Source organism: Enterobacter cloacae complex sp. S1, from assembly GCF_014930525.1.
Lineage (GTDB): Bacteria > Pseudomonadota > Gammaproteobacteria > Enterobacterales > Enterobacteriaceae > Enterobacter > Enterobacter hormaechei_C.
Genome location: NZ_JADBRE010000026.1, coordinates 1 through 19736, shown reverse-complemented (window position 1 = coordinate 19736; position 19736 = coordinate 1). Strand labels below are relative to the sequence as shown.

15 protein-coding genes are annotated in these 19736 nt (G+C 56.0%); 4 read left to right on the top strand and 11 right to left on the bottom strand.

Annotation, left to right across the window (positions count from 1 at the left end):
- Positions 1–49: 49 nt before the first annotated feature.
- Together yjbE and pgi are read right to left on the bottom strand one after the other, a co-directional pair.
- Entirely contained in the window at positions 50–292 is a 243-nt protein-coding gene (yjbE, locus tag IM290_RS17060) for an exopolysaccharide production protein YjbE (RefSeq protein WP_003860341.1), read from the bottom strand.
- Positions 293–658: 366 nt separating this feature from the next.
- Complete coding sequence (gene pgi, locus IM290_RS17055; RefSeq protein ID WP_003860343.1) at positions 659–2308, bottom strand: glucose-6-phosphate isomerase; 1650 nt, start codon at positions 2306–2308, stop codon at positions 659–661.
- Positions 2309–2682: 374 nt separating this feature from the next.
- Here pgi and lysC point away from each other — a divergent pair, with 374 nt between their 5' ends.
- From lysC to IM290_RS17040, 3 genes are all read left to right on the top strand, one after another.
- A complete protein-coding gene (gene lysC / locus IM290_RS17050) occupies positions 2683–4032 on the top strand; it encodes a lysine-sensitive aspartokinase 3 (protein WP_006810501.1) in 1350 nt (449 codons plus the stop codon).
- A gap of 93 nt (positions 4033–4125) precedes the next feature.
- Positions 4126–5070 (top strand): ketopantoate/pantoate/pantothenate transporter PanS, encoded by a 945-nt coding sequence (gene panS / locus IM290_RS17045; protein ID WP_015570166.1) that lies wholly within the window; start codon positions 4126–4128, stop codon positions 5068–5070.
- Between the two features lie 50 nt (positions 5071–5120).
- Positions 5121–5393 carry a DUF3811 domain-containing protein gene (locus tag IM290_RS17040; RefSeq protein WP_017382612.1) on the top strand — a complete coding sequence of 91 codons (273 nt, stop codon included), beginning with the start codon at positions 5121–5123 and terminating at the stop codon, positions 5391–5393.
- Here the strand turns inward: IM290_RS17040 and rluF are convergent, their stop codons facing one another.
- The 5 genes from rluF to metH form a co-directional block, all read right to left on the bottom strand.
- Positions 5394–6266: a 23S rRNA pseudouridine(2604) synthase RluF gene (rluF, locus tag IM290_RS17035; protein ID WP_003860347.1), complete on the bottom strand. Its 873-nt coding sequence runs from the start codon at positions 6264–6266 to the stop codon at positions 5394–5396.
- Between the two features lie 54 nt (positions 6267–6320).
- Positions 6321–6638 (bottom strand): CcdB family protein, encoded by a 318-nt coding sequence (locus tag IM290_RS17030; protein ID WP_193042114.1) that lies wholly within the window; start codon positions 6636–6638, stop codon positions 6321–6323.
- The gene (locus IM290_RS17025) at positions 6638–6931 is read right to left on the bottom strand and encodes a type II toxin-antitoxin system CcdA family antitoxin (protein WP_193042115.1); all 294 of its coding nucleotides are present in this window, start codon (positions 6929–6931) and stop codon (positions 6638–6640) included. Before IM290_RS17025 ends, IM290_RS17030 begins: the two co-directional genes overlap by 1 nt.
- A gap of 95 nt (positions 6932–7026) precedes the next feature.
- Positions 7027–8658 carry a Na/Pi cotransporter family protein gene (locus tag IM290_RS17020; protein ID WP_003860350.1) on the bottom strand — a complete coding sequence of 544 codons (1632 nt, stop codon included), beginning with the start codon at positions 8656–8658 and terminating at the stop codon, positions 7027–7029.
- Between the two features lie 116 nt (positions 8659–8774).
- Positions 8775–12458: a methionine synthase gene (gene metH / locus IM290_RS17015; protein ID WP_193042116.1), complete on the bottom strand. Its 3684-nt coding sequence runs from the start codon at positions 12456–12458 to the stop codon at positions 8775–8777.
- A 193-nt stretch (positions 12459–12651) separates the two neighbouring features.
- Between metH and iclR the strand changes: the two genes are divergently transcribed.
- Positions 12652–13479 (top strand): glyoxylate bypass operon transcriptional repressor IclR, encoded by an 828-nt coding sequence (gene iclR / locus IM290_RS17010; protein ID WP_003860353.1) that lies wholly within the window; start codon positions 12652–12654, stop codon positions 13477–13479.
- Positions 13480–13563: 84 nt separating this feature from the next.
- Here the strand turns inward: iclR and aceK are convergent, their stop codons facing one another.
- From aceK to metA, 4 genes are all read right to left on the bottom strand, one after another.
- Complete coding sequence (gene aceK, locus IM290_RS17005; RefSeq protein ID WP_193042117.1) at positions 13564–15315, bottom strand: bifunctional isocitrate dehydrogenase kinase/phosphatase; 1752 nt, start codon at positions 15313–15315, stop codon at positions 13564–13566.
- 51 nt (positions 15316–15366) lie between these two features.
- Positions 15367–16671: an isocitrate lyase gene (aceA, locus tag IM290_RS17000; protein ID WP_193042118.1), complete on the bottom strand. Its 1305-nt coding sequence runs from the start codon at positions 16669–16671 to the stop codon at positions 15367–15369.
- 31 nt (positions 16672–16702) lie between these two features.
- Positions 16703–18304 carry a malate synthase A gene (aceB, locus tag IM290_RS16995; RefSeq protein ID WP_023295752.1) on the bottom strand — a complete coding sequence of 534 codons (1602 nt, stop codon included), beginning with the start codon at positions 18302–18304 and terminating at the stop codon, positions 16703–16705.
- Between the two features lie 270 nt (positions 18305–18574).
- On the bottom strand, positions 18575–19504 hold the full coding sequence (metA, locus tag IM290_RS16990) for a homoserine O-succinyltransferase (protein WP_017382604.1): 930 nt from the start codon (positions 19502–19504) through the stop codon (positions 18575–18577).
- Between the last annotated feature and the right edge of the window lie 232 nt (positions 19505–19736).

Sequence of the window (19736 nt, the reverse complement as noted above, 5' to 3'; positions counted from 1 at the left end):
GGGGCGAAATAACCACACCGAAGTGTGGTTATGATTAAAACACCCGTTATTACTGGGTGCTGGTCGTCGTAGTGGTCGTGGTTCCGGTATTGGAGCCATCACCGCCACCGGTTGCCGCCAGCGCGACACCCACGGCTGAACTTACGGCGCTGGTGCTGGCTGCGGTAGAACTCCCCGCAGACGCAGACGTCGCTGCCGACCCTGCTGCTTCCCCGACCTGGACCGGAGCTGCATAGACAGACGTCGCCGCAAGCGCAGATATGGCAAAAATGCCATACAGTACTTTCTTCATAACAATTTCCCTTCAATGAATGAATGGAGATTTGCCCGAAAAGAAATTCAGGCGGATTCGAGTATACACAACTAAAGCAGTGGGTTTACCGTGGGGGTAAATAGGGATGAGGTTTTCAGACTAATGGTTAAAAATGGAAGGAAAAAAGAATCAAGGAAATATATAATCACTATAAATCAACAATTTATAATATAAGAACATTAAAATATCACTCCGTATTTTCTTAAAATAAACCTCAGCAATTAACGGGGTTACCGTCTTTTTCGGATTAAACTCAGATTCAGAATTTGAGATAACTAACAGACATCAGGAATTATCCGATAAAAAAATGCCGGCATATCGCCGGCATTGTTCATGACATATTTATTACGCACGCCAGGCTTTATAACGGTTAATCAGACCATTGGTGGAGCTGTCGTGGCTGTCGATCGCTTTATCGTCACCCAGCTCTGGCAGAATGCGGTTTGCCAGCTGTTTGCCCAGCTCAACGCCCCACTGGTCAAAGGTGAAGATGTTCAGAATAGCGCCCTGAGTGAAGATTTTGTGCTCGTAGAGGGCAATCAGCGCACCCAGGCTGAACGGCGTGATTTCGCGCAGCAGAATGGAGTTAGTTGGACGGTTGCCTTCGAACACTTTGAACGGCACAACGTGCTCCAGCGTAGCCGGATCTTTACCCTGGTCACGGTATTCCTGTTCAACCACCTCGCGGGATTTACCGAACGCCAGCGCTTCGGTCTGGGCGAAGAAGTTAGACAGCAGCTTCGGATGATGGTCGGACAGTGGGTTGTGCGTAATCGCCGGGGCGATGAAATCGCACGGTACCATTTTGGTGCCCTGGTGGATCAGCTGGTAGAACGCGTGCTGACCGTTGGTGCCCGGCTCGCCCCAGATGATTGGGCCAGTCTGGTAATCCACCGCATTGCCGTTACGGTCAACGTACTTGCCGTTGGATTCCATGTTGCCCTGCTGGAAGTAGGCCGCAAAGCGGTGCATGTACTGGTCGTACGGCAGAATCGCTTCGGTTTCAGCGCCGAAGAAGTTGTTGTACCAGATCCCGATCAGCGCCAGCAGTACCGGCAGGTTTTTCTCAGGCGCGGTGGTGGAGAAGTGTTTGTCCATCGCGTGCGCGCCGGAGAGCAGTTCAACGAAGTTATCGAAGCCCACGGACAGGATGATGGACAGACCGATCGCAGACCACAGTGAGTAGCGGCCGCCCACCCAGTCCCAGAACTCAAACATGTTCGCGGTATCAATACCGAACTCACCCACCGCTTTACCGTTGGTGGACAGCGCCGCAAAGTGTTTCGCCACGTGCTTTTCGTCGCCCGCGGTTTTCAGGAACCAGTCGCGCGCGCTGTGGGCGTTGGTCATGGTTTCCTGAGTGGTGAAGGTTTTAGACGCCACCAGGAACAGCGTGGTTTCCGGGTTCACCTTTTTCAGCACTTCAGCGATGTGAGTCCCATCGACGTTGGACACGAAGTGCATGTTGAGGTGGTTTTTGTACGGGCGCAGCGCCTCGGTCACCATGAACGGGCCGAGGTCAGAGCCGCCGATACCGATGTTTACGACGTCGGTGATCGCTTTGCCGGTGTAGCCTTTCCAGCTACCTGAGATGATCGCTTCAGAGAAGGTTTTCATCTTTTCCAGCACCGCGTTCACTTCCGGCATCACATCTTTGCCGTCTACGATAATTGGCGTATTGCTACGGTTACGCAGGGCCACGTGCAGGACGGCACGGTCTTCGGTGCGGTTGATTTTCTCACCGGAGAACATGGATTTGATGGCATCTGCCAGCTCAGTCTCTTTCGCCAGATCTTGCAGCTTCGCCAGCGTCTCTTCGGTGATACGGTTCTTGGAGAAATCCACCAGCATCAGGTCATCGAAGGTGGCGGAAAACTTGCTGAAACGATCGGCATCTTTCGCGAACAGATCCGCGATAGTGACGTCTTTCATTTCATCAAAATGTTTCTGTAGTGCCTGCCATGCAGCGGTCTGCGTTGGGTTGATGTTTTTCATAGCAATACTCTTCTGATTTGAGAATTGTGACTGCGGTCGATTGTAGCGCCTGCAAATAAAAATTGTGATGGTTTTTATGCCATTGCCCTGGTCTGCATCAAACGCAGGTGAAAAGACCCGAAAAGTATAGCTGCTGTCGCGCCCTTCCGGCGTGGCGAAATGTTGGTCAAAAAGGGGGAAAAAGGAGCATAAAATATGGGCCTGTTATAAGTCCTGTTTCTGAGGGGTACCCCCCCATGAAAAATCCGCATAATCCCAGCATTGACAGGACCTCCCCCGCATTTTATTTATAGGGCCGTATTTTGCGCCTGCACCTGTTCTCGCTTCATTCTTGTGCCAAGGTCGCTCTATTCATTCCCTGACACGAGGTTGTTATGACGAGTTTTGTGGTCGCCAAGTTTGGCGGCACCAGTGTGGCAGACTACGATGCCATGAACCGCAGCGCCGATGTGGTGCTGGCCGATCCGAATACCCGCCTGGTGGTGCTTTCCGCCTCAGCCGGCGTGACGAACCTGCTGGTTTCCCTGTCTGAAGGACTGGAAGCGACCGAGCGTTTCGTGAAGCTGGATGCACTGCGCAAAATTCAGTTCGACATTCTCGAGCGTCTGCAAAACCCGAACGTCATTCGTGAGGAAGTGGAACGCCTGCTGGAAAATATCACCACCCTGGCAGAAGCCGCGTCGCTGGCCACCTCCAGCGCACTGACCGATGAACTGGTCAGCCACGGCGAACTGATGTCCACACTGCTGTTCGTTGAGATCATGCGCGAGCGCAATATTCAGGCGCAGTGGTTCGACGTGCGTAAAGTGATGCGCACCAGCGACCGCTTTGGCCGCGCCGAGCCGGACGTGGAAGCCCTGGCTGAGCTGACTAACCAGCAGCTTGCCCCGCGCCTGGATGAAGGCATAGTGATCACCCAGGGCTTTATCGGCAGCGAAGCCAAAGGGCGCACAACCACGCTGGGCCGTGGCGGCAGCGACTACACCGCCGCCCTGCTGGGTGAAGCCCTGCACGCCACCCGCGTGGATATCTGGACGGACGTGCCGGGTATCTACACCACCGACCCGCGCGTGGTCTCTGCGGCAAAACGTATTGACGTGATCGCCTTTGAAGAAGCGGCTGAAATGGCGACTTTCGGCGCGAAAGTGCTGCACCCGGCCACGCTGCTGCCTGCCGTGCGCAGCGACATTCCGGTCTTCGTTGGCTCCAGTAAAGATCCAAAGGCGGGCGGGACGCTGGTCTGCAAGAAAACCGAGAACCCGCCGCTGTTCCGCGCGCTGGCCCTGCGTCGTAAGCAGACGCTGGTTACCCTGCACAGCCATAATATGCTGCACTCCCGTGGATTTCTGGCGGAAGTGTTTGGCATCCTGGCGCGCCACAATATCTCCGTGGACCTGATCACCACGTCAGAAGTCAGCATCGCGCTGACGCTCGACACCACCGGCTCCACCTCTACCGGCGACACCCTGCTGACGCAGTCGCTGCTGATTGAGCTTTCCGAGTTGTGCCGCGTGGAGGTGGAAGAAGATCTGGCGCTGGTGGCCATCATCGGTAATAAGCTGTCACGCGCGTGCGGCGTGGGCAAAGAGGTGTTCGGCGTGCTCGACCCGTTCAATATCCGCATGATTTGCTACGGCGCGTCCAGCTACAACCTCTGCTTCCTGGTCCCTGCCGATCAGGCCGAGCAGGTCGTGCAGAAACTTCATCAGAATTTGTTTGAATAAAATTCGTTAGCACGATAAACAATATCAATAAGCCGGGCACAGACCCGGCTTTTTTATAACAAAACAACACGACAATACTGCAAGGAATTCACTATGCTCTCCGCTATCACCCGGCTGTTCCCGTTATGGGCGCTGCTGCTCTCTGTACTCGCGTATTACACTCCTGCCACGTTCACGGGCATTGGTCCGTGGGTCACCACGCTGCTGATGCTGATTATGTTCGGCATGGGCGTGCATCTGAAAATTGACGATTTCAAACGCGTGCTGTCTCGCCCGGCACCGGTTGCCGCAGGGATTTTCCTGCACTACCTGGTGATGCCGCTCGCGGCCTGGCTGCTGGCGATGGCCTTTAAGATGCCGCCCGACCTTTCCGCCGGGATGGTGCTGGTGGGGAGCGTCGCCAGCGGTACGGCATCTAACGTCATGATCTATCTGGCGAAAGGCGACGTGGCGCTCTCCGTCACCATCTCGTCCGTTTCCACGCTGGTGGGCGTGATTGCCACGCCGCTGTTAACCCGCCTGTATGTGGACGCGCATATCCAGGTGGACGTGATGGGCATGCTGCTCAGCATCCTGCAAATCGTGGTGATCCCGATTGCGCTGGGGCTGGTGATCCACCATCTCTTCCCGCGGGTAGTGAAAGCGGTTGAGCCGTATCTGCCCGCGTTTTCGATGGTCTGCATACTGGCCATTATCAGCGCCGTGGTAGCCGGTTCCGCATCGCACATTGCTTCGGTGGGCTTTGTGGTGATCGTCGCGGTTGTGCTGCATAACACTATTGGTCTGCTGGGCGGTTACTGGGGCGGAAAGCTGTTTGGCTTTGACGAATCCACCTGCCGCACGCTGGCGATCGAAGTGGGGATGCAGAACTCCGGCCTGGCGGCGGCGCTGGGTAAAATTTACTTCTCACCGCTGGCAGCGCTACCGGGGGCGCTGTTCTCTGTCTGGCACAACCTGTCCGGTTCGCTGTTAGCAGGATACTGGTCCGGTAAGCCGATTGATGACCAACCGAAAAAAGATGCGGTGAAACAGGGTTAATTGACACGGCTTGCTTTACACTGAAGCCTCCCCATCAGGAGGCTTCAGCAATGGCTACACCACGTTTGACCCAGAAAGACATGACGGAAGCCGAGCAGCGCGAACTGAAAACGCTTCTCGACCGCGCCCGCATCGCGCATGGCCGCACGCTGACGAACGCCGAAACCAATCAGGTTAAAAAAGAGTACATCGATAAACTGATGGCGCAACGTGATGCCGCGGCGAAAAAAGCCCGCAAGCTGAAAAAAGAGCAGGCGTATAAACCCGATGCAGAGGCGACTTTTTCCTGGTCCGCCAGCACATCAACCCGTGGAAGGCGCTAATTAGCGCCCTTTCTTTTTGCGCCCCGGCTGGGTAAAGCGTTTTCCGTTGCCCGGCTTGCCCCGCCCTTTCTCTTCCGCCTGCGGTGCCTTCACCACCGGACGCTTAATCGCCTGCGTTTTCGGTTTGGCTTTAGCTTTCGGCTTCGCTTCGGACGAGGAGTTCTCGATAAGTTTGAACAGCTCGATCAGCTCGTCATCCGTTAAGTCACGCCACTCGCCCAGCGGGATCCCGGACAGGCTGACGTTCATGATGCGCGTGCGTTCCAGCTTCGTCACTTCATAACCGAAGTACTCGCACATGCGGCGGATCTGGCGGTTCAGGCCCTGCACCAGCGTGATACGAAACGCAAACGGCGCCTCTTTTCTGACTTTACACTTCTTCGTCACGGTGCCCAGAATCGGCACGCCTGCGCCCATTCCCCGGATGAACTCGTCCGTGACCGGCTTGTTCACCGTAACAATGTACTCTTTCTCATGGTCGTTACCGGCACGCAGAATTTTGTTGACCAGGTCACCGTGGTTGGTAAGGAAAATCAGCCCCTGAGAGTCTTTATCCAGACGGCCAATCGGGAAAATACGGCTGCTGTGGTTCACGAAATCAACGATGTTGTCCCGCTCGCCATCTTCCGTAGTGCTGACAATCCCAACCGGCTTGTTCAACGCGATAAACACCAGGTCTTCGGCATCACGCGGTTCGATGACCTGACCATTCACTTTCACCACATCGCCAGGCACTACCTGATCGCCAATGGTGGCGCGTTTGCCGTTAAGAAACACGTTACCCTGTTCAATGTAACGGTCAGCCTCGCGACGTGAGCAGATCCCGCTCTCGCTAATGTATTTGTTTAATCGGGTTGATTGAGTTGGCAGCATAGTTTCTCCTGTGAAGGGCGAAATATACCTTACCTTGCGCCTGACAAAAAAGTCCTAGTAACCGCTGATCAGAAAATCGAGTGCATCCCGCAATGAAGCACTGCTGTTAGTAAGATCGGCAACGCGTTCACCTAACTCTTTTGAAGAGATGCCTGACAGCATATGCATCATGACAACGCAGGACTTACCCGCGATTTCAACGACAGGGCACACTTTCGCAGGCGGACGAATGCCGCCCAACTGGCTTAATTCAATGGCGGGAGCAACCAGTACATGTTTCATCACATTAGCAACAGGATGCTGCATATTAATAAGCCATGGATATGCTTTTTTCCCATTACCTTCATTCGCATAAGCAAAATATTGCTCCATCAGAATGACCTCTGAAAGTCACTAAAGGAGCCGTTTTCATCAACCCACTGGTTGATGGCCTCTATAGCCGCTTTATTTTCTGCTAACCACTCTGCGCGCTGATGCGCCCGAAACTGCTCCTGTAGAGCGGCCGTGAGTACAGCAGAGAGATTGAGTTTAAGACGTCGCGCTTCTTCCAGAACTTCTGGTGCTAACGAAACATTGACAGATTTTTTAATGCCATTAGTAGTGCGCATGATAACCCCCATTGGAATGCGCATGAATTGGCGAAGTGTAGCGTAATAAACGAGCATTTTCTATTCCCTTAAAAATATAAGGCCTTAAGAATGAATTGCTCTTTAGAAGGTGTCACGCCTCACAAAAGGGTTTTGCGAGGCGCTTTCAGAGATTAATACTCATCCCGCTCATCGTCTTCATCCGGCTGCTCCATCACGCTGTACGCCACCGCACAGAACAACGAGTTGAGACGCTTCATATCCCCCAGCAGCCCCAGGTGGAGTGAGCTGGTCTCGATACTCTGCACGTTCTGCTGGTGCAGACGCTCAACGTGGGCGTGTGAGTAGCGGCGATTAAGGATGCGGAAACGATGCTTGTTGCGGCGCAGGCGGCGCGCACTCGGCACGTCGCTGGAGAAGAAGACCGACATCGCCAGCTTCAGGTTGCTGACCAGCTGTTCGTGCAGCGCTTCCAGCTCTTTCAGCCCTTCAACAGAAAACGCCCGGCGTGCGGCCAGGGATTTGTCTGCGATTTCACTGCCCATACGCTCGACAATATCCGAAGCCTGCTCCAGGTTAAGCGACATCTCGATGATTTCCGCCCAGCGGCGCGACTCCTCTTCCGCCAGCTCGTCCTGGGGGATCCGCGCCAGATAGAGCTTGATGGCGGTATACAGCACGTTGATATCGTCCGCCAGCCTGCGCAGCTCTTTTTCTTCGCGCGGCTCGCCGTGCATCACCTTTTGCAGCCCTTCCAGCATGGTTTCCATCGCGTCGCCCATGCGCAGCGTTTCGCGGGCGGCATTGGCGATTGCCAGCGCAGGAGTATCCAGCACCGAGGTGTCCAGATGCTTCGGTTTAAGGCGCGCGTCCAGCTCCGGTTCATCACGAATAAGCCGCTCGCAGAAGCGGGCCATCGGCGCGGCAAACGGCACCATCGCCAGACAGCGCACCAGGTTGTAGAAGACGTGGAAGTAGATCACCAGCTCCGCTTTCGGCAGAGAGAGATTATCCATCAGGTTCGCCAGCGGGTGCACAAACGGCAGAATGATCAGGCTACCCACCAGCTTAAACAGTAAACTCCCCAGCGCCACCCGGCGGGCGGCAGCGTTGGCGGCGCTGTTGTTGAGCATCGCCAGCAGGCCAGAGCCGAGGTTGGCACCGATCACCAGGCACAGCGCCACCGGGAAGGAAATTACCCCTGCGGCGGTTAAGGTCGCCGTCAGCAGGACCGCTGCCAGGCTGGAGTAGCTGACGATGGCGAATACCGCGCCGATCAGCGCATCCAGCATAATATCGCCGGTTAACGAGGCGAAGATGACCTGCACACCGTTGGCCTGGGTGATCGGCGTGACAGCCTGCACAATCAGCTCCAGTGCCAGCAGGATCAGCCCGAGGCCAATACCGACGCGGCCAAGCTGCCCGGCACGGCTTTGCTTACGGCCGAGGAAGAAAATGACGCCGATAAAAATCAGCAGCGGCGACAGCCAGGAGAGATCGAACGTCAGGATACGCGCCATCAGCGCGGTACCGACGTCGGCGCCAAGGACAATCACCAGCGCCGGGGCGAGCGCCACCAGATCCTGCGCCACGAACGAGGTGACGAGCATGGTGGTGGCGTTGCTGCTTTGCACCAGCGCCGTGACGCCAATACCCGCGCAGAAGGCGAGCGGCTTCTTCTCAACGCTGCCGCTGAGAACGGTACGTAAACGTGCGCCAAACACACGCATCACGCCGGTACGAACGATATGGGTGCCCCATACCAGCAGTGCGACTGCGGAGAGCAGGTGTAACAACGTCAACACGGTAGGCATTCCTCCTTATCGTTATTCGTTTTCCTGAGGTTCAGTATAAGGGTTTAAACGTAAGAAAGAGACAAGGCACCATAGCGGTGCCCTGTTTGTTGTAAGGAAAAGTGACGTTAGTCTGCGTCGTAGCCCAAATTCGGCGCCAGCCAGCGTTCCACCTCTGACACGCTCATGCCTTTGCGCAAGGCGTAATCCTCAATCTGATCGCGCTGAAGCTGTGCCACGGCGAAGTACTTGCTGTCCGGATGGCTGAAGTACCAGCCAGAAACGGACGCGCCCGGCCACATGGCGAACGACTCGGTGAGCTTCATGCCGGTATGCGCTTCGACGTCCAGCAACTTCCAGATAGTGCCCTTCTCGGTGTGTTCCGGGCAGGCCGGATACCCCGGCGCCGGACGAATGCCCTGGTAATTTTCGCGGATCAGCTCCTCGTTGCTGAGATTCTCATTCGCCGCGTAGCCCCAGTGCACCTTACGTACGCGCTCGTGGAGGTACTCAGCGAAGGCTTCCGCCAGACGGTCGGCGATCGCTTTCACCATGATTTTGTTGTAATCATCGTGCTGCGCGTCGTACGCATCCGCCAGCGCGTCTTCTTCCAGACCACCGGTTACGGCAAAGGCACCGATATAGTCGGCTTTACCGGAGAGTTTCGGTGCGACGAAATCCGCCAGGCAGTAGTTGGGAAAGCCCACTTTCTCGGTTTGCTGGCGCAGGTGGTGGCTCACGGCCAGCACGTGGGTGCGGGTTTCATCGCGGTAGATTTCCACGTCGTCGCCCACGCGGTTCGCCGGGAACAGCCCCACCACGCCGCGTGGATTGAGGGCTTTCTCTGCGCTCAGCCTGTCGAGCATGTCGTTAGCATCTTTAAACAGGCGCTTCGCCTCTTCGCCCACCACCTCATCTTCAAGAATGCGCGGATATTTGCCCGCCAGCGACCAGGTCATGAAGAACGGCGTCCAGTCGATGTAGTTACGCAGCGTTTCGATGCTGGCCGTCACGTCCTGCACGCCCAGACGGTGTGCGACCGGCGGCGTATAGCTGGACCAGTCGAACGCCAGATCGTTATCGCGCGCCGCCTGAAGCGAAACCGGCGGCGTGCGCGGTTTCTTACGTCCATGCTGAATGCGGACGGTTTCATACTCTTTGCGGGTGCGGGCGACAAAGTCATCGCGCTGGGTGTCGGACAGCAGCGCGGAGACCACGCCCACGGTGCGCGAGGCGTTTTGGACATACACCGTCGGCCCACTGTAGTTCTGCTCGATTTTCACCGCCGTGTGGGCTTTCGAGGTGGTTGCCCCGCCAATCAGCAGCGGAATGGTAAAGCCCTGGCGCTCCATCTCTTTTGCCACGTTGACCATTTCGTCAAGCGAAGGCGTAATCAGCCCGGAAAGACCAATCAGATCCGCATTCACTTCGCGCGCGGTCCTGAGGATTTTATCCGCCGGGACCATCACGCCAAGATCGATAATTTCGTAGTTATTACACTGCAACACCACGCCAACGATGTTTTTGCCGATGTCGTGTACGTCGCCCTTCACGGTGGCGATGACCATTTTACCGTTACTGGAGCCCTTCTCTTTGCTGGCTTCGATAAAGGGTTCCAGATACGCCACCGCCTGCTTCATGACGCGGGCGGATTTCACCACCTGCGGCAGGAACATTTTGCCCTCGCCGAACAGATCGCCGACCACGTTCATGCCGTCCATCAGCGGCCCTTCGATCACTTCAATCGGACGGGCGGCCTGCTGACGCGCTTCCTCGGTATCCTGCTCGATAAACTCGGTAATGCCTTTCACCAGCGAGTATTCCAGACGCTTATTCACGTCCCAGGCGCGCCACTCGGCCTGTTGAACGTTGGCTGATTCGTCAGATTTACTCCCGCGGTATTTTTCCGCCAGATCCAGCATGCGTTCGGTGGCGTCGTCACGACGATTGAGGATCACGTCTTCTACGGCGTCGCGCAACTCGGCTGGCAGATCGTCGTAAATTGCCAGCTGGCCGGCGTTGACGATCCCCATGTCCATCCCGTTGCGAATGGCGTAGTAGAGGAACACGGCGTGGATCGCCTCACGCACCGGGTCGTTACCGCGGAACGAGAACGACACGTTTGACACGCCGCCGGAGATCAGCGCATGCGGTAGCTCGCGTTTAATGTCTTCACACGCGCCGATAAAGTCCTGGGCGTAGTTGTTGTGCTCTTCGATGCCGGTCGCGACGGCGAAGATGTTCGGGTCGAAGATGATGTCTTCCGGCGGGAAGCCCACCTCTTCGGTCAAAATTTTGTACGCGCGGCGGCAAATCTCAATCTTGCGCTCGCGGGTATCGGCCTGGCCCACTTCATCGAAGGCCATCACCACCACGGCGGCTCCGTAGCGACGGACCAGCTTCGCGTAGTGGATAAAGGTATCGACGCCCTCTTTCATCGAGATGGAGTTAACGATGCCTTTGCCCTGAATGCACTTCAGCCCTTTTTCGATGACTTCCCATTTGGAAGAGTCAATCATGATCGGCACGCGGGCGATATCCGGCTCACCGGCAATCAGGTTGAGGAAACGCACCATTGCCGCTTCGGCATCAAGCATCCCCTCGTCCATGTTGATATCGATGATCTGCGCGCCGCTTTCTACCTGCTGGCGGGCAACGTCCAGCGCTTCGCTGTACTTCTCTTCTTTGATCAGGCGCTTGAACTTCGCAGAACCGGTAACGTTAGTACGTTCACCCACGTTCACAAACAGGCTGTCGTCGCCGATGGTCAACGGCTCCAGGCCGGACAGACGACAGGCTACCGGAAGCTCGGGTAGCTTGCGCGGTGCAAGCCCGGCGACGGCGCGGCTCATGGCGGCGATATGCTCAGGCGTGGTGCCGCAGCAGCCGCCGACGACGTTGAGGAAACCAGATTCGGCCCATTCGCGGATTTGCGCCGCCATGGTGTCGGCATCGAGATCGTATTCACCGAACGCGTTCGGCAGACCGGCGTTCGGGTGGGCGGTGACGTAGCACTCTGCGATGCGCGAAAGCTCCTGCACGTACTGGCGCAGTTCGTCCGGCCCCAGCGCGCAGTTCAGGCCGAAGGAGAGCGCTTCGGCGTGGCGCAGGGAGTTATAAAACGCTTCGGTTGTCTGGCCGGACAGTGTACGGCCAGAAGCGTCAGTGATGGTGCCGGAAATCATGATCGGCAGGTCAACGCCCAGCGCCTCGAACTCCTCTTTCACCGCGTAAATTGCCGCTTTGGCGTTGAGGGTGTCGAATACGGTTTCAATCAGGATCAGATCGGAACCGCCTTCCACCAGCGCTTTAGTGGACTCACGATACGCGGCCACCAGCTGGTCAAAGGTGATGTTCCGAAACGCCGGGTCGTTGACGTCCGGAGAAATCGACGCGGTGCGGTTGGTTGGGCCCAGCACCCCGGCTACGTAGCGCGGCTTGTCCGGCGTACGGGCCGTCCATTCGTCGGCGCAGACGCGCGCCAGCTTCGCCGCTTCAAAGTTGATCTCCGCCGACAGGGATTCCATCTGGTAATCCGCCATGGCGATGGTTGTCGAGTTGAAGGTGTTGGTTTCAACAATATCCGCACCCGCTTCGAAGTAAGCGTTGTGGATATCCCTGATGACAGACGGTTTGCTTAACACCAGCAGGTCATTGTTTCCTTTGAGGTCACAAGGCCAGTCGGCAAAGCGCTCGCCGCGGAAATCGTCTTCACTCAGACGATAGCCCTGGATCATGGTGCCCATGCCGCCGTCCAGCACCAGAATTCGTTCATTTAACTGCGCACGCAGTTGCTCTACTTTGCTGCTCACACTTGCTCCCGACAACGCTCAACATGGCCAAAAGGCTGCGTTCCATACTGGCATAATCTCGCAGGGTCGAAAAGTCACACAGCGGTAACATGAGACATGTTCACTATCACTCCTCCGATCAGTCAGGAAAGCGGTTGCAAAACCACCAAATAAAACGAAAATGATTTCCACGATACAGAAAAAGGAGTTCGTCATGGTTACGACCGTTCCCGCTAAACGCGGCAGAAAACCTGCTGCAACCACCGCTGCACAACCTGGCGGACAGGTTCAATCCCTGACGCGCGGCCTGAAGCTGCTGGAATGGATAGCCGAATCGCATGGTAGCGTGGCCTTGACGGAGCTGGCGCAGCAGGCTGGCCTGCCGAACTCCACCACGCACCGTCTGCTGACCACCATGCAGCAGCTGGGCTTCGTGCGTCAGGTGGGCGAGCTGGGACACTGGGCGGTGGGGGCGCATGCATTTATTGTCGGCAGCAGCTTCCTGCAAAGCCGCAACCTGCTGGCGATTGTCCACCCGATTCTGCGCAAGCTAATGGAGGAGTCCGGCGAGACGGTAAACCTGGCCGTGCTGGATCAGAGCGATCACCAGGCGATTATCATCGACCAGGTGCAGTGTACACAGCTGATGCGCATGTCCGCGCCGATTGGCGGCAAGTTGCCGATGCACGCCTCTGGCGCAGGGAAAGCGTTTCTCTCGCAGCTGAGCGAAGAGCAGGTAACGGGGCTGCTGCACCGTAAAGGGCTGCACGCCTATACCCACGCCACGCTGGTGTCGCCCGTGCATCTGAAAGAAGATCTGGCTCTGACCCGCAAGCGCGGCTATTCGTTTGATGACGAAGAACATGCCCTCGGGCTGCGCTGCCTCGCGTCCTGCATTTTTGACGAGCACCGCGAGCCGTTTGCCGCCATCTCCATCTCCGGGCCGATTTCACGCATGACCGACGACCGCGTCACCGAGCTGGGCGCGATGGTGATTAAGGCCGCGAAAGAGGTGACGCTGGCGTATGGTGGGATTCGTTAAATTGGGTTCAGGCGAACATTGGGACAGTAGGCCCGGTAAGCGCAGCGCCACCGGGCGATGGGGCTGCACTGCGGCCTGATGCCCTCACCCCTGCCCTCTCCCACAGGGAGAGGGAGAAAAACGGATGCAAAACCGCTGCTTGCGGCGGTAAGCGTAGACATCTTCCACGTGCCCATTTTTGATCCGCGTTTGCAGCCCGCGCCAGTAGCTGGCGCGGAACAGATCGGCATGCATCTCTTCGAATAGCGGCCCGATGCGCGGGTCGGCACAAAGCCAGTGGCGAAACTCCTCCGGAAACACATCGCCCGGCGATACGCTGTACCACGGCTCGCTGGACAGTTCATCTTCCGGGTAGCGCGGCGGCGGGATATCGCGGAAGTTCACCTCGGTCATGTAGCAAATTTCATCGTAATCGTAGAACACCACCCGCCCGTGACGGGTGACGCCGAAGTTTTTAAACAGCATGTCGCCGGGGAAAATATTGGCGGCGGCAAGCTGGCGAATCGCATTGCCGTACTCTTCAATGGCGTCTCGTAAAGCCTGGCCTTCGGATTGCTCCAGCCAGATATTTAGCGGCACCATCCGGCGTTCGATATAGAGATGGCTAATCGCAATCTTATCGCCAAGATCGGTAATTTTCGTCGGCGCTTCCTGCATTAGCAGCGACATCAGCGCCGGATCGATCTGCTGCTTATTCAGCACAAAGTTTTCAAACTCCTGGGTATCCGCCATTCGCCCGACGCGATCGTGCTCTTTAACCAGCTGATAGCAGGCGCGGACGTGAGCGGCGGTCATCTCTTTCTGCGGGGCAAATTTATCCTTAATCACCTTAAACACGCGGTCGAAGCCCGGCAGTGTGAAAACCAGCATCACCATGCCGCGGATCCCCGGCGCTTCGATAAACTGCTCATCAGCCGTGGTGACATAACGCAGGTATTCCCGATAACTTTCCGTTTTGGCATGCTTCTGACAGCCAATCGCCATATACAGCTCGGCGGTGGTTTTGCCCGGCAGGATCTCGCGCAGCCACTCCACCAGGGCGGCAGGCAGTGGGGCATAGACCATGAAATAGGAACGGGCGAAGCCAAATACGATGCTGGCCTCGGCGCCGGTGGTCAGGCAGGTATCGACAAACAGTTCGCCGTCGTCGGTACGGTGAATCGGCAGCAGAAACGGCACGATAGCTGTCGGCGTAACCAGTTTGCCCACCAGCCAGGCGGCCTTATTCCGGTAGAAAAGCTCGTTGGCAACCTGCAAATGGCTGCGGCTGAGCACCTCCTCGCCGAAGGTTTCACTGAGATATGCGTGGATATAGCCGATATCCCGGGGTTTATTCTCCCACGGCAGGCGCAGCGGCAAATCCGTTAAGACGCGGTGCAGGAGCTTTTCCCAGCCGCGATCGGGAAAGAAATCTTTCGCCAGCGGACGCGGAATGGTACGGAAGCGGCGCTCCGGCTGGGAGCTGAAGATAAATAACCGCTCAGGAGATAATGAGCGGTGGTCAAATAACCGGCAATAGACGGAGTTGAAAAAGCTCTCCGCAATCTCGAAGCGCGGGTAGTCGGGTAACAGATGGGTGTAATGCTCTTTCACGCGCAGTAAAAATTCCGCATCCGGGCTTTTACCGTCGGTGATACAGCGCAGTTGCTCCACCACCAGACCTACGTGGTGATCATAAAGATGGATACGCTGCTTCATGGCCTGCTGAACCGCATGCCAGTCGGCGTGTTCAAAACGCTGTTGCGCGCCGGAGGTGACTTCCAGAAAGCGGCCATACTGGGCATCGAAGCCCTGCAAAATAGTTTGGGCAATCAGTAATTCCAGACCACGCGACATATATTCCCCCTCACCCCAACCCTCTCCCCGAGGGGGGAGAGGGGGAAAAGATTAGAACTGTGCTTCTTCCGTCGAGCCCGTTAATGCCGTGACGGAGGAGGACCCGCCCTGAATAATCGTGGTCACATTATCGAAGTAGCCGGTTCCCACTTCCTGCTGGTGCGAAACGAAGGTATATCCTTCTTTGCCCGCCGCAAATTCTGGCTGCTGCACCTTCTCAACATAGTGTTTCATGCCTTCGCCCTGCGCGTAGGCGTGCGCCAGGTCGAACATGTTGAACCACATGCTGTGGATACCCGCCAGGGTGATGAACTGGTACTTGTAGCCCATATCTGACAATTGCTGCTGGAAGCTGGCGATAGTCGTATCGTCCAGATTCTTTTGCCAGTTGAAGGACGGCGAACAGTTATAGGCCAGCAGCTTGCCCGGATACTTCGCATGAATCGCATCGGCAAAGCGCTTCGCCAGCGCCAGATCCGGCGTGGAGGTTTCACACCAGACCAGGTCGGCGTAAGGGGCATACGCCAGGCCGCGGCTGATCGCCTGTTCAATACCGGCATGCGTGCGATAGAACCCTTCGCTGGTACGTTCGCCGGTAATGAATTCGCTGTCGTACGGGTCGCAGTCAGAGGTGATCAGGTCAGCCGCGTCTGCATCGGTACGGGCAATCACCAGCGTCGGCACGCCGAGCACGTCAGCAGCCAGACGCGCGGCAACCAGCTTCTGGATCGCTTCCTGGGTTGGCACCAGCACTTTCCCGCCCATATGCCCGCACTTCTTGACCGACGCCAGCTGATCTTCAAAGTGAACGGCCGCTGCACCGGCCTCAATCATGGATTTCATCAGCTCAAAGGCATTCAGCACGCCGCCGAAACCGGCTTCCGCATCGGCGACGATCGGCAGGAAATAGTCGATAAAGCGCGGATCGTGAGGTTCGATACCCGCAGCCCACTGGATCTGATCCGCACGGCGGAAGGTATTGTTGATCCGATCCACCACTGACGGCACCGAGTTCGCCGGATAAAGAGATTGATCCGGATACATGCTGGCAGCCAGGTTAGCATCCGCCGCGACCTGCCAGCCGGAAAGATAGATAGCTTCAATGCCGGCCTTCGCCTGCTGCAATGCCTGACCGCCAGTCAGTGCGCCGAGGCTGTTGATATAGCCTTTTTTAGCTCCTCCATGCAGCAGATCCCACATTTTCGCCGCGCCGTTCTGCGCCAGCGTACATTCCGGGTTAACCGAGCCGCGTAACTTCACCACTTCCTCTGCGCTGTACGGACGGCGAATGCCTTCCCAGCGCGGTTGGGTCCACTCTTTTTGTAACTCTTCGATCTGTTGGGTACGGGTTTTCATGTGCAGATGCTCCATATTGTTATGTGGTGAATTACGCCAGGAAGCGGTAGCCCGGCAGGGTCAGGAAGTCGATTAAGTCATCAGAGGTGGTGATTTGCTCCATCAGACGTGCGGCATCGTCAAAACGCCCACTGCTGAAGCGGTGCTCGCCCAGTTCGTCCTGGATGACCCGCATCTCTTCGGCCAGCATCTGACGGAACAGGGCTTTGGTTACCGGTTTGCCGTTGCTGAGCGTTTTTTGATGATGGATCCACTGCCAGATGGAGGTACGTGAAATTTCCGCCGTGGCGGCATCTTCCATCAGGCCGTAGATCGGCACGCAGCCGTTGCCTGAGATCCATGCCTCGATGTACTGCACGGCGACGCGAATGTTGGCGCGCATCCCCTCTTCCGTGCGTTCGCCCGCACACGGCGCCAGCAACTGTTCTTCTGCGATTGGCGCATCGTCTTCACGGGTGACAAACAGCTGGTTTTTGTTGTCGCCGAGTACGCGGTTAAAGACTTCCATCGCCGTATCGGCCAGACCAGGATGGGCAATCCACGTCCCGTCGTGGCCATTACGGGCTTCCAGCTCTTTATCGGCTTTCACCTTGTTGAGCACCTGATTGTTACGCTCTGCATCTTTGCTCGGGATAAACGCCGCCATACCGCCCATCGCAAAGGCGCCGCGTTTGTGGCAGGTCTTAATCAGCAGGCGCGAGTAGGCGCTGAGGAACGGTTTATCCATGGTGACAACCTGACGATCCGGCAATACCCGGTCGGCATGGTTTTTCAGGGTTTTGATGTAGCTGAAGATGTAATCCCAACGGCCGCAGTTCAGGCCCACAATATGGTCACGCAGCGCATGGAGGATCTCATGCATCTGGAATACGGCAGGCAGGGTTTCAATCAGCAGCGTGGCCTTAATGGTGCCGCGCGGCAGGCCAAAGCGGTCTTCTGCGTAGCTGAAGACTTCACTCCACCACGCCGCTTCCTGCCAGGACTGGGTTTTCGGCAGATAGAAATAGGGGCCGCTGCCTTTCGCCAGCAGGTTTTTATAGTTGTGAAAGAAGTACAGCGCAAAGTCGAACAGGCTGCCCGGAATCGCTTCTCCGCGCCAGGTGACGTGTTTTTCTGGCAAATGCAGACCGCGTACGCGGCAGATCAGCACCGCCGGATTCGGTTTGAGCTGGTAAATTTTACCGGCTTCGTTGGTATAGCTGATGGTGCCGTTGACGGCGTCGCGCAGGTTGATCTGCCCGTCGATAACTTTCTGCCAGTCCGGCGCGAGGGAATCTTCGAAGTCCGCCATAAATACTTTGACGTTGGCATTCATGGCGTTGATCACCATTTTGCGCTCTACCGGACCGGTGATCTCTACGCGACGATCCTGTAAATCTTCAGGGATTCCGCGAATTTTCCATTCACCATGACGAATGGAAGCGGTTTCCGAAATAAACCCTGGCAACTTGCCGTTATCGATCTCCTGCTGTTGATGAATGCGCGCCGCCAGCAGTTTATTACGCTGTGGCGTAAAGCGAGTCACCAGTTCAGTCAGAAACTCTACCGCTTCTGCCGTCAAAACTTGCTGTTCTTGTTCACCATTCGGCTGGGTAAAGGTCAGTTCATCGACCGTTGTTGCCTGTTGAGTCATCGTTCTGCTCCTCATCAAAGATCCAAAATCACGCCCCCGACGCGAGCGAAAGATCGTTGTGTAGTTTTCGCTCAGCAGAATTAAGACTATCTATAATCTTTCCAAAATCAAAAACAATTTCCATTTTAATTTATATCTAATCGCAACTGCATGATTAATATGGAATTAAAGTTTTCTTCGATGTTGAGTTGGATTTCGGAAATAAAAAAGGCACCCGAAGGTGCCTGATCTGAATAGCTGAAACGCTTTAGGATCGTTTAATGCAGACGATTACTCCAGCGTCGGATTCATGTGGCGCAGATCGTACGGCGTAATCTGGTAGACGTAATAGTTGAGCCAGTTGGTAAACAGCAAATTTCCGTGGCTACGCCAGGTTGCCCGAGGCGTGTTTTGCGGATCATTTTTCGGGAAATAGTTGTACGGGACATCCGGATTCAGACCCGCTTCAACGTCACGAAAATACTCTGAGGCGAGGGTATGCGGATCGTACTCAGGATGGCCGGTAACGAACGCGATGCGTTTGTCTTTACTGGCGAACAGGTAGGCATCGCCGTCTTCCGTTTCGGCCAGGATTTCCAGGTCGGTGTAATCGCGGATCAGCTGTGCCGGAAAATCGGCGTAGCGAGAATGCGGGGCCAGGAAAGTGTCATCGAAACCACGCGTCAGCAGCGCATGCGGGTGAAGAATGTGGTGTTCGTATACGCCAGAAAGTTTGTCGCTGCGGGTTTGCTTGGGAATGCCATAGAGGATATTCAGCGCGGCCTGTACCGCCCAACAGACAAACAAGGTGGACGTGACGTGATCTTTTGCCCACTCCAGCACCTGCCTGATCTGTGGCCAGTAGGCAACGTCATTAAATTCCACCAGACCCAGCGGTGCGCCGGTGACGATCAGTCCATCGAAATTCTCATCGCGAATATCTTCAAAATTACAGTAGAAGTTATTCAGATGCTCAGCAGGCGTGTTGCGTGACTCACGCGCGTCAATGCGCAGCAGCTGGATATCAACCTGAAGCGGAGAGTTGGAGAGCAAACGCAGGAACTGGTTCTCCGTTTCGATCTTCTTTGGCATCAGATTAAGGATCAGCACCTTCAGCGGGCGAATTTCCTGACCAGAAGCACGCGAAGTTGTCATTACGAAGACATTCTCTTCACGCAAGAAATTGACGGCTGGTAGCTCGTCCTGCACCCGAATCGGCATAACCTTAAATCCTCACAGCATACGTATAAACGTTTAGACATCCAGACAGCTAACGATACCCAGAAACGGGGTTAATGTCGAGTCTGCAAGCGAAAGGTGAGAAAGTTTCAAGGAGGAAAAGCATGTAGGGCGGGTAAGGCTGGGCCACCACCCGACTTTTCAGAACGTGCAAAGCAAAAAACCCCGCACCTTACGGTACGGGGTTCTTCTTAATTGATGCCTGGCAGTTCCC

Bases quoted from the DNA above. Each gene is read 5' to 3' on its own strand.
- iclR (WP_003860353.1), top strand. From the start codon at position 12,652: ATGGTTACGACCGTTCCCGCTAAACGCGGCAGAAAACCTGCTGCAACC.
- aceA (WP_193042118.1), bottom strand. From the start codon at position 16,671: ATGAAAACCCGTACCCAACAGATCGAAGAGTTACAAAAAGAGTGGACC.
- aceB (WP_023295752.1), bottom strand. From the start codon at position 18,304: ATGACTCAACAGGCAACAACGGTCGATGAACTGACCTTTACCCAGCCG.
- IM290_RS17040 (WP_017382612.1), top strand. From the start codon at position 5,121: ATGGCTACACCACGTTTGACCCAGAAAGACATGACGGAAGCCGAGCAG.
- metA (WP_017382604.1), bottom strand. From the start codon at position 19,504: ATGCCGATTCGGGTGCAGGACGAGCTACCAGCCGTCAATTTCTTGCGT.
- panS (WP_015570166.1), top strand. From the start codon at position 4,126: ATGCTCTCCGCTATCACCCGGCTGTTCCCGTTATGGGCGCTGCTGCTC.
- IM290_RS17030 (WP_193042114.1), bottom strand. From the start codon at position 6,638: ATGGAGCAATATTTTGCTTATGCGAATGAAGGTAATGGGAAAAAAGCA.
- rluF (WP_003860347.1), bottom strand. From the start codon at position 6,266: ATGCTGCCAACTCAATCAACCCGATTAAACAAATACATTAGCGAGAGC.
- yjbE (WP_003860341.1), bottom strand. From the start codon at position 292: ATGAAGAAAGTACTGTATGGCATTTTTGCCATATCTGCGCTTGCGGCG.
- IM290_RS17025 (WP_193042115.1), bottom strand. From the start codon at position 6,931: ATGCTCGTTTATTACGCTACACTTCGCCAATTCATGCGCATTCCAATG.
- lysC (WP_006810501.1), top strand. From the start codon at position 2,683: ATGACGAGTTTTGTGGTCGCCAAGTTTGGCGGCACCAGTGTGGCAGAC.
- aceK (WP_193042117.1), bottom strand. From the start codon at position 15,315: ATGTCGCGTGGTCTGGAATTACTGATTGCCCAAACTATTTTGCAGGGC.
- pgi (WP_003860343.1), bottom strand. From the start codon at position 2,308: ATGAAAAACATCAACCCAACGCAGACCGCTGCATGGCAGGCACTACAG.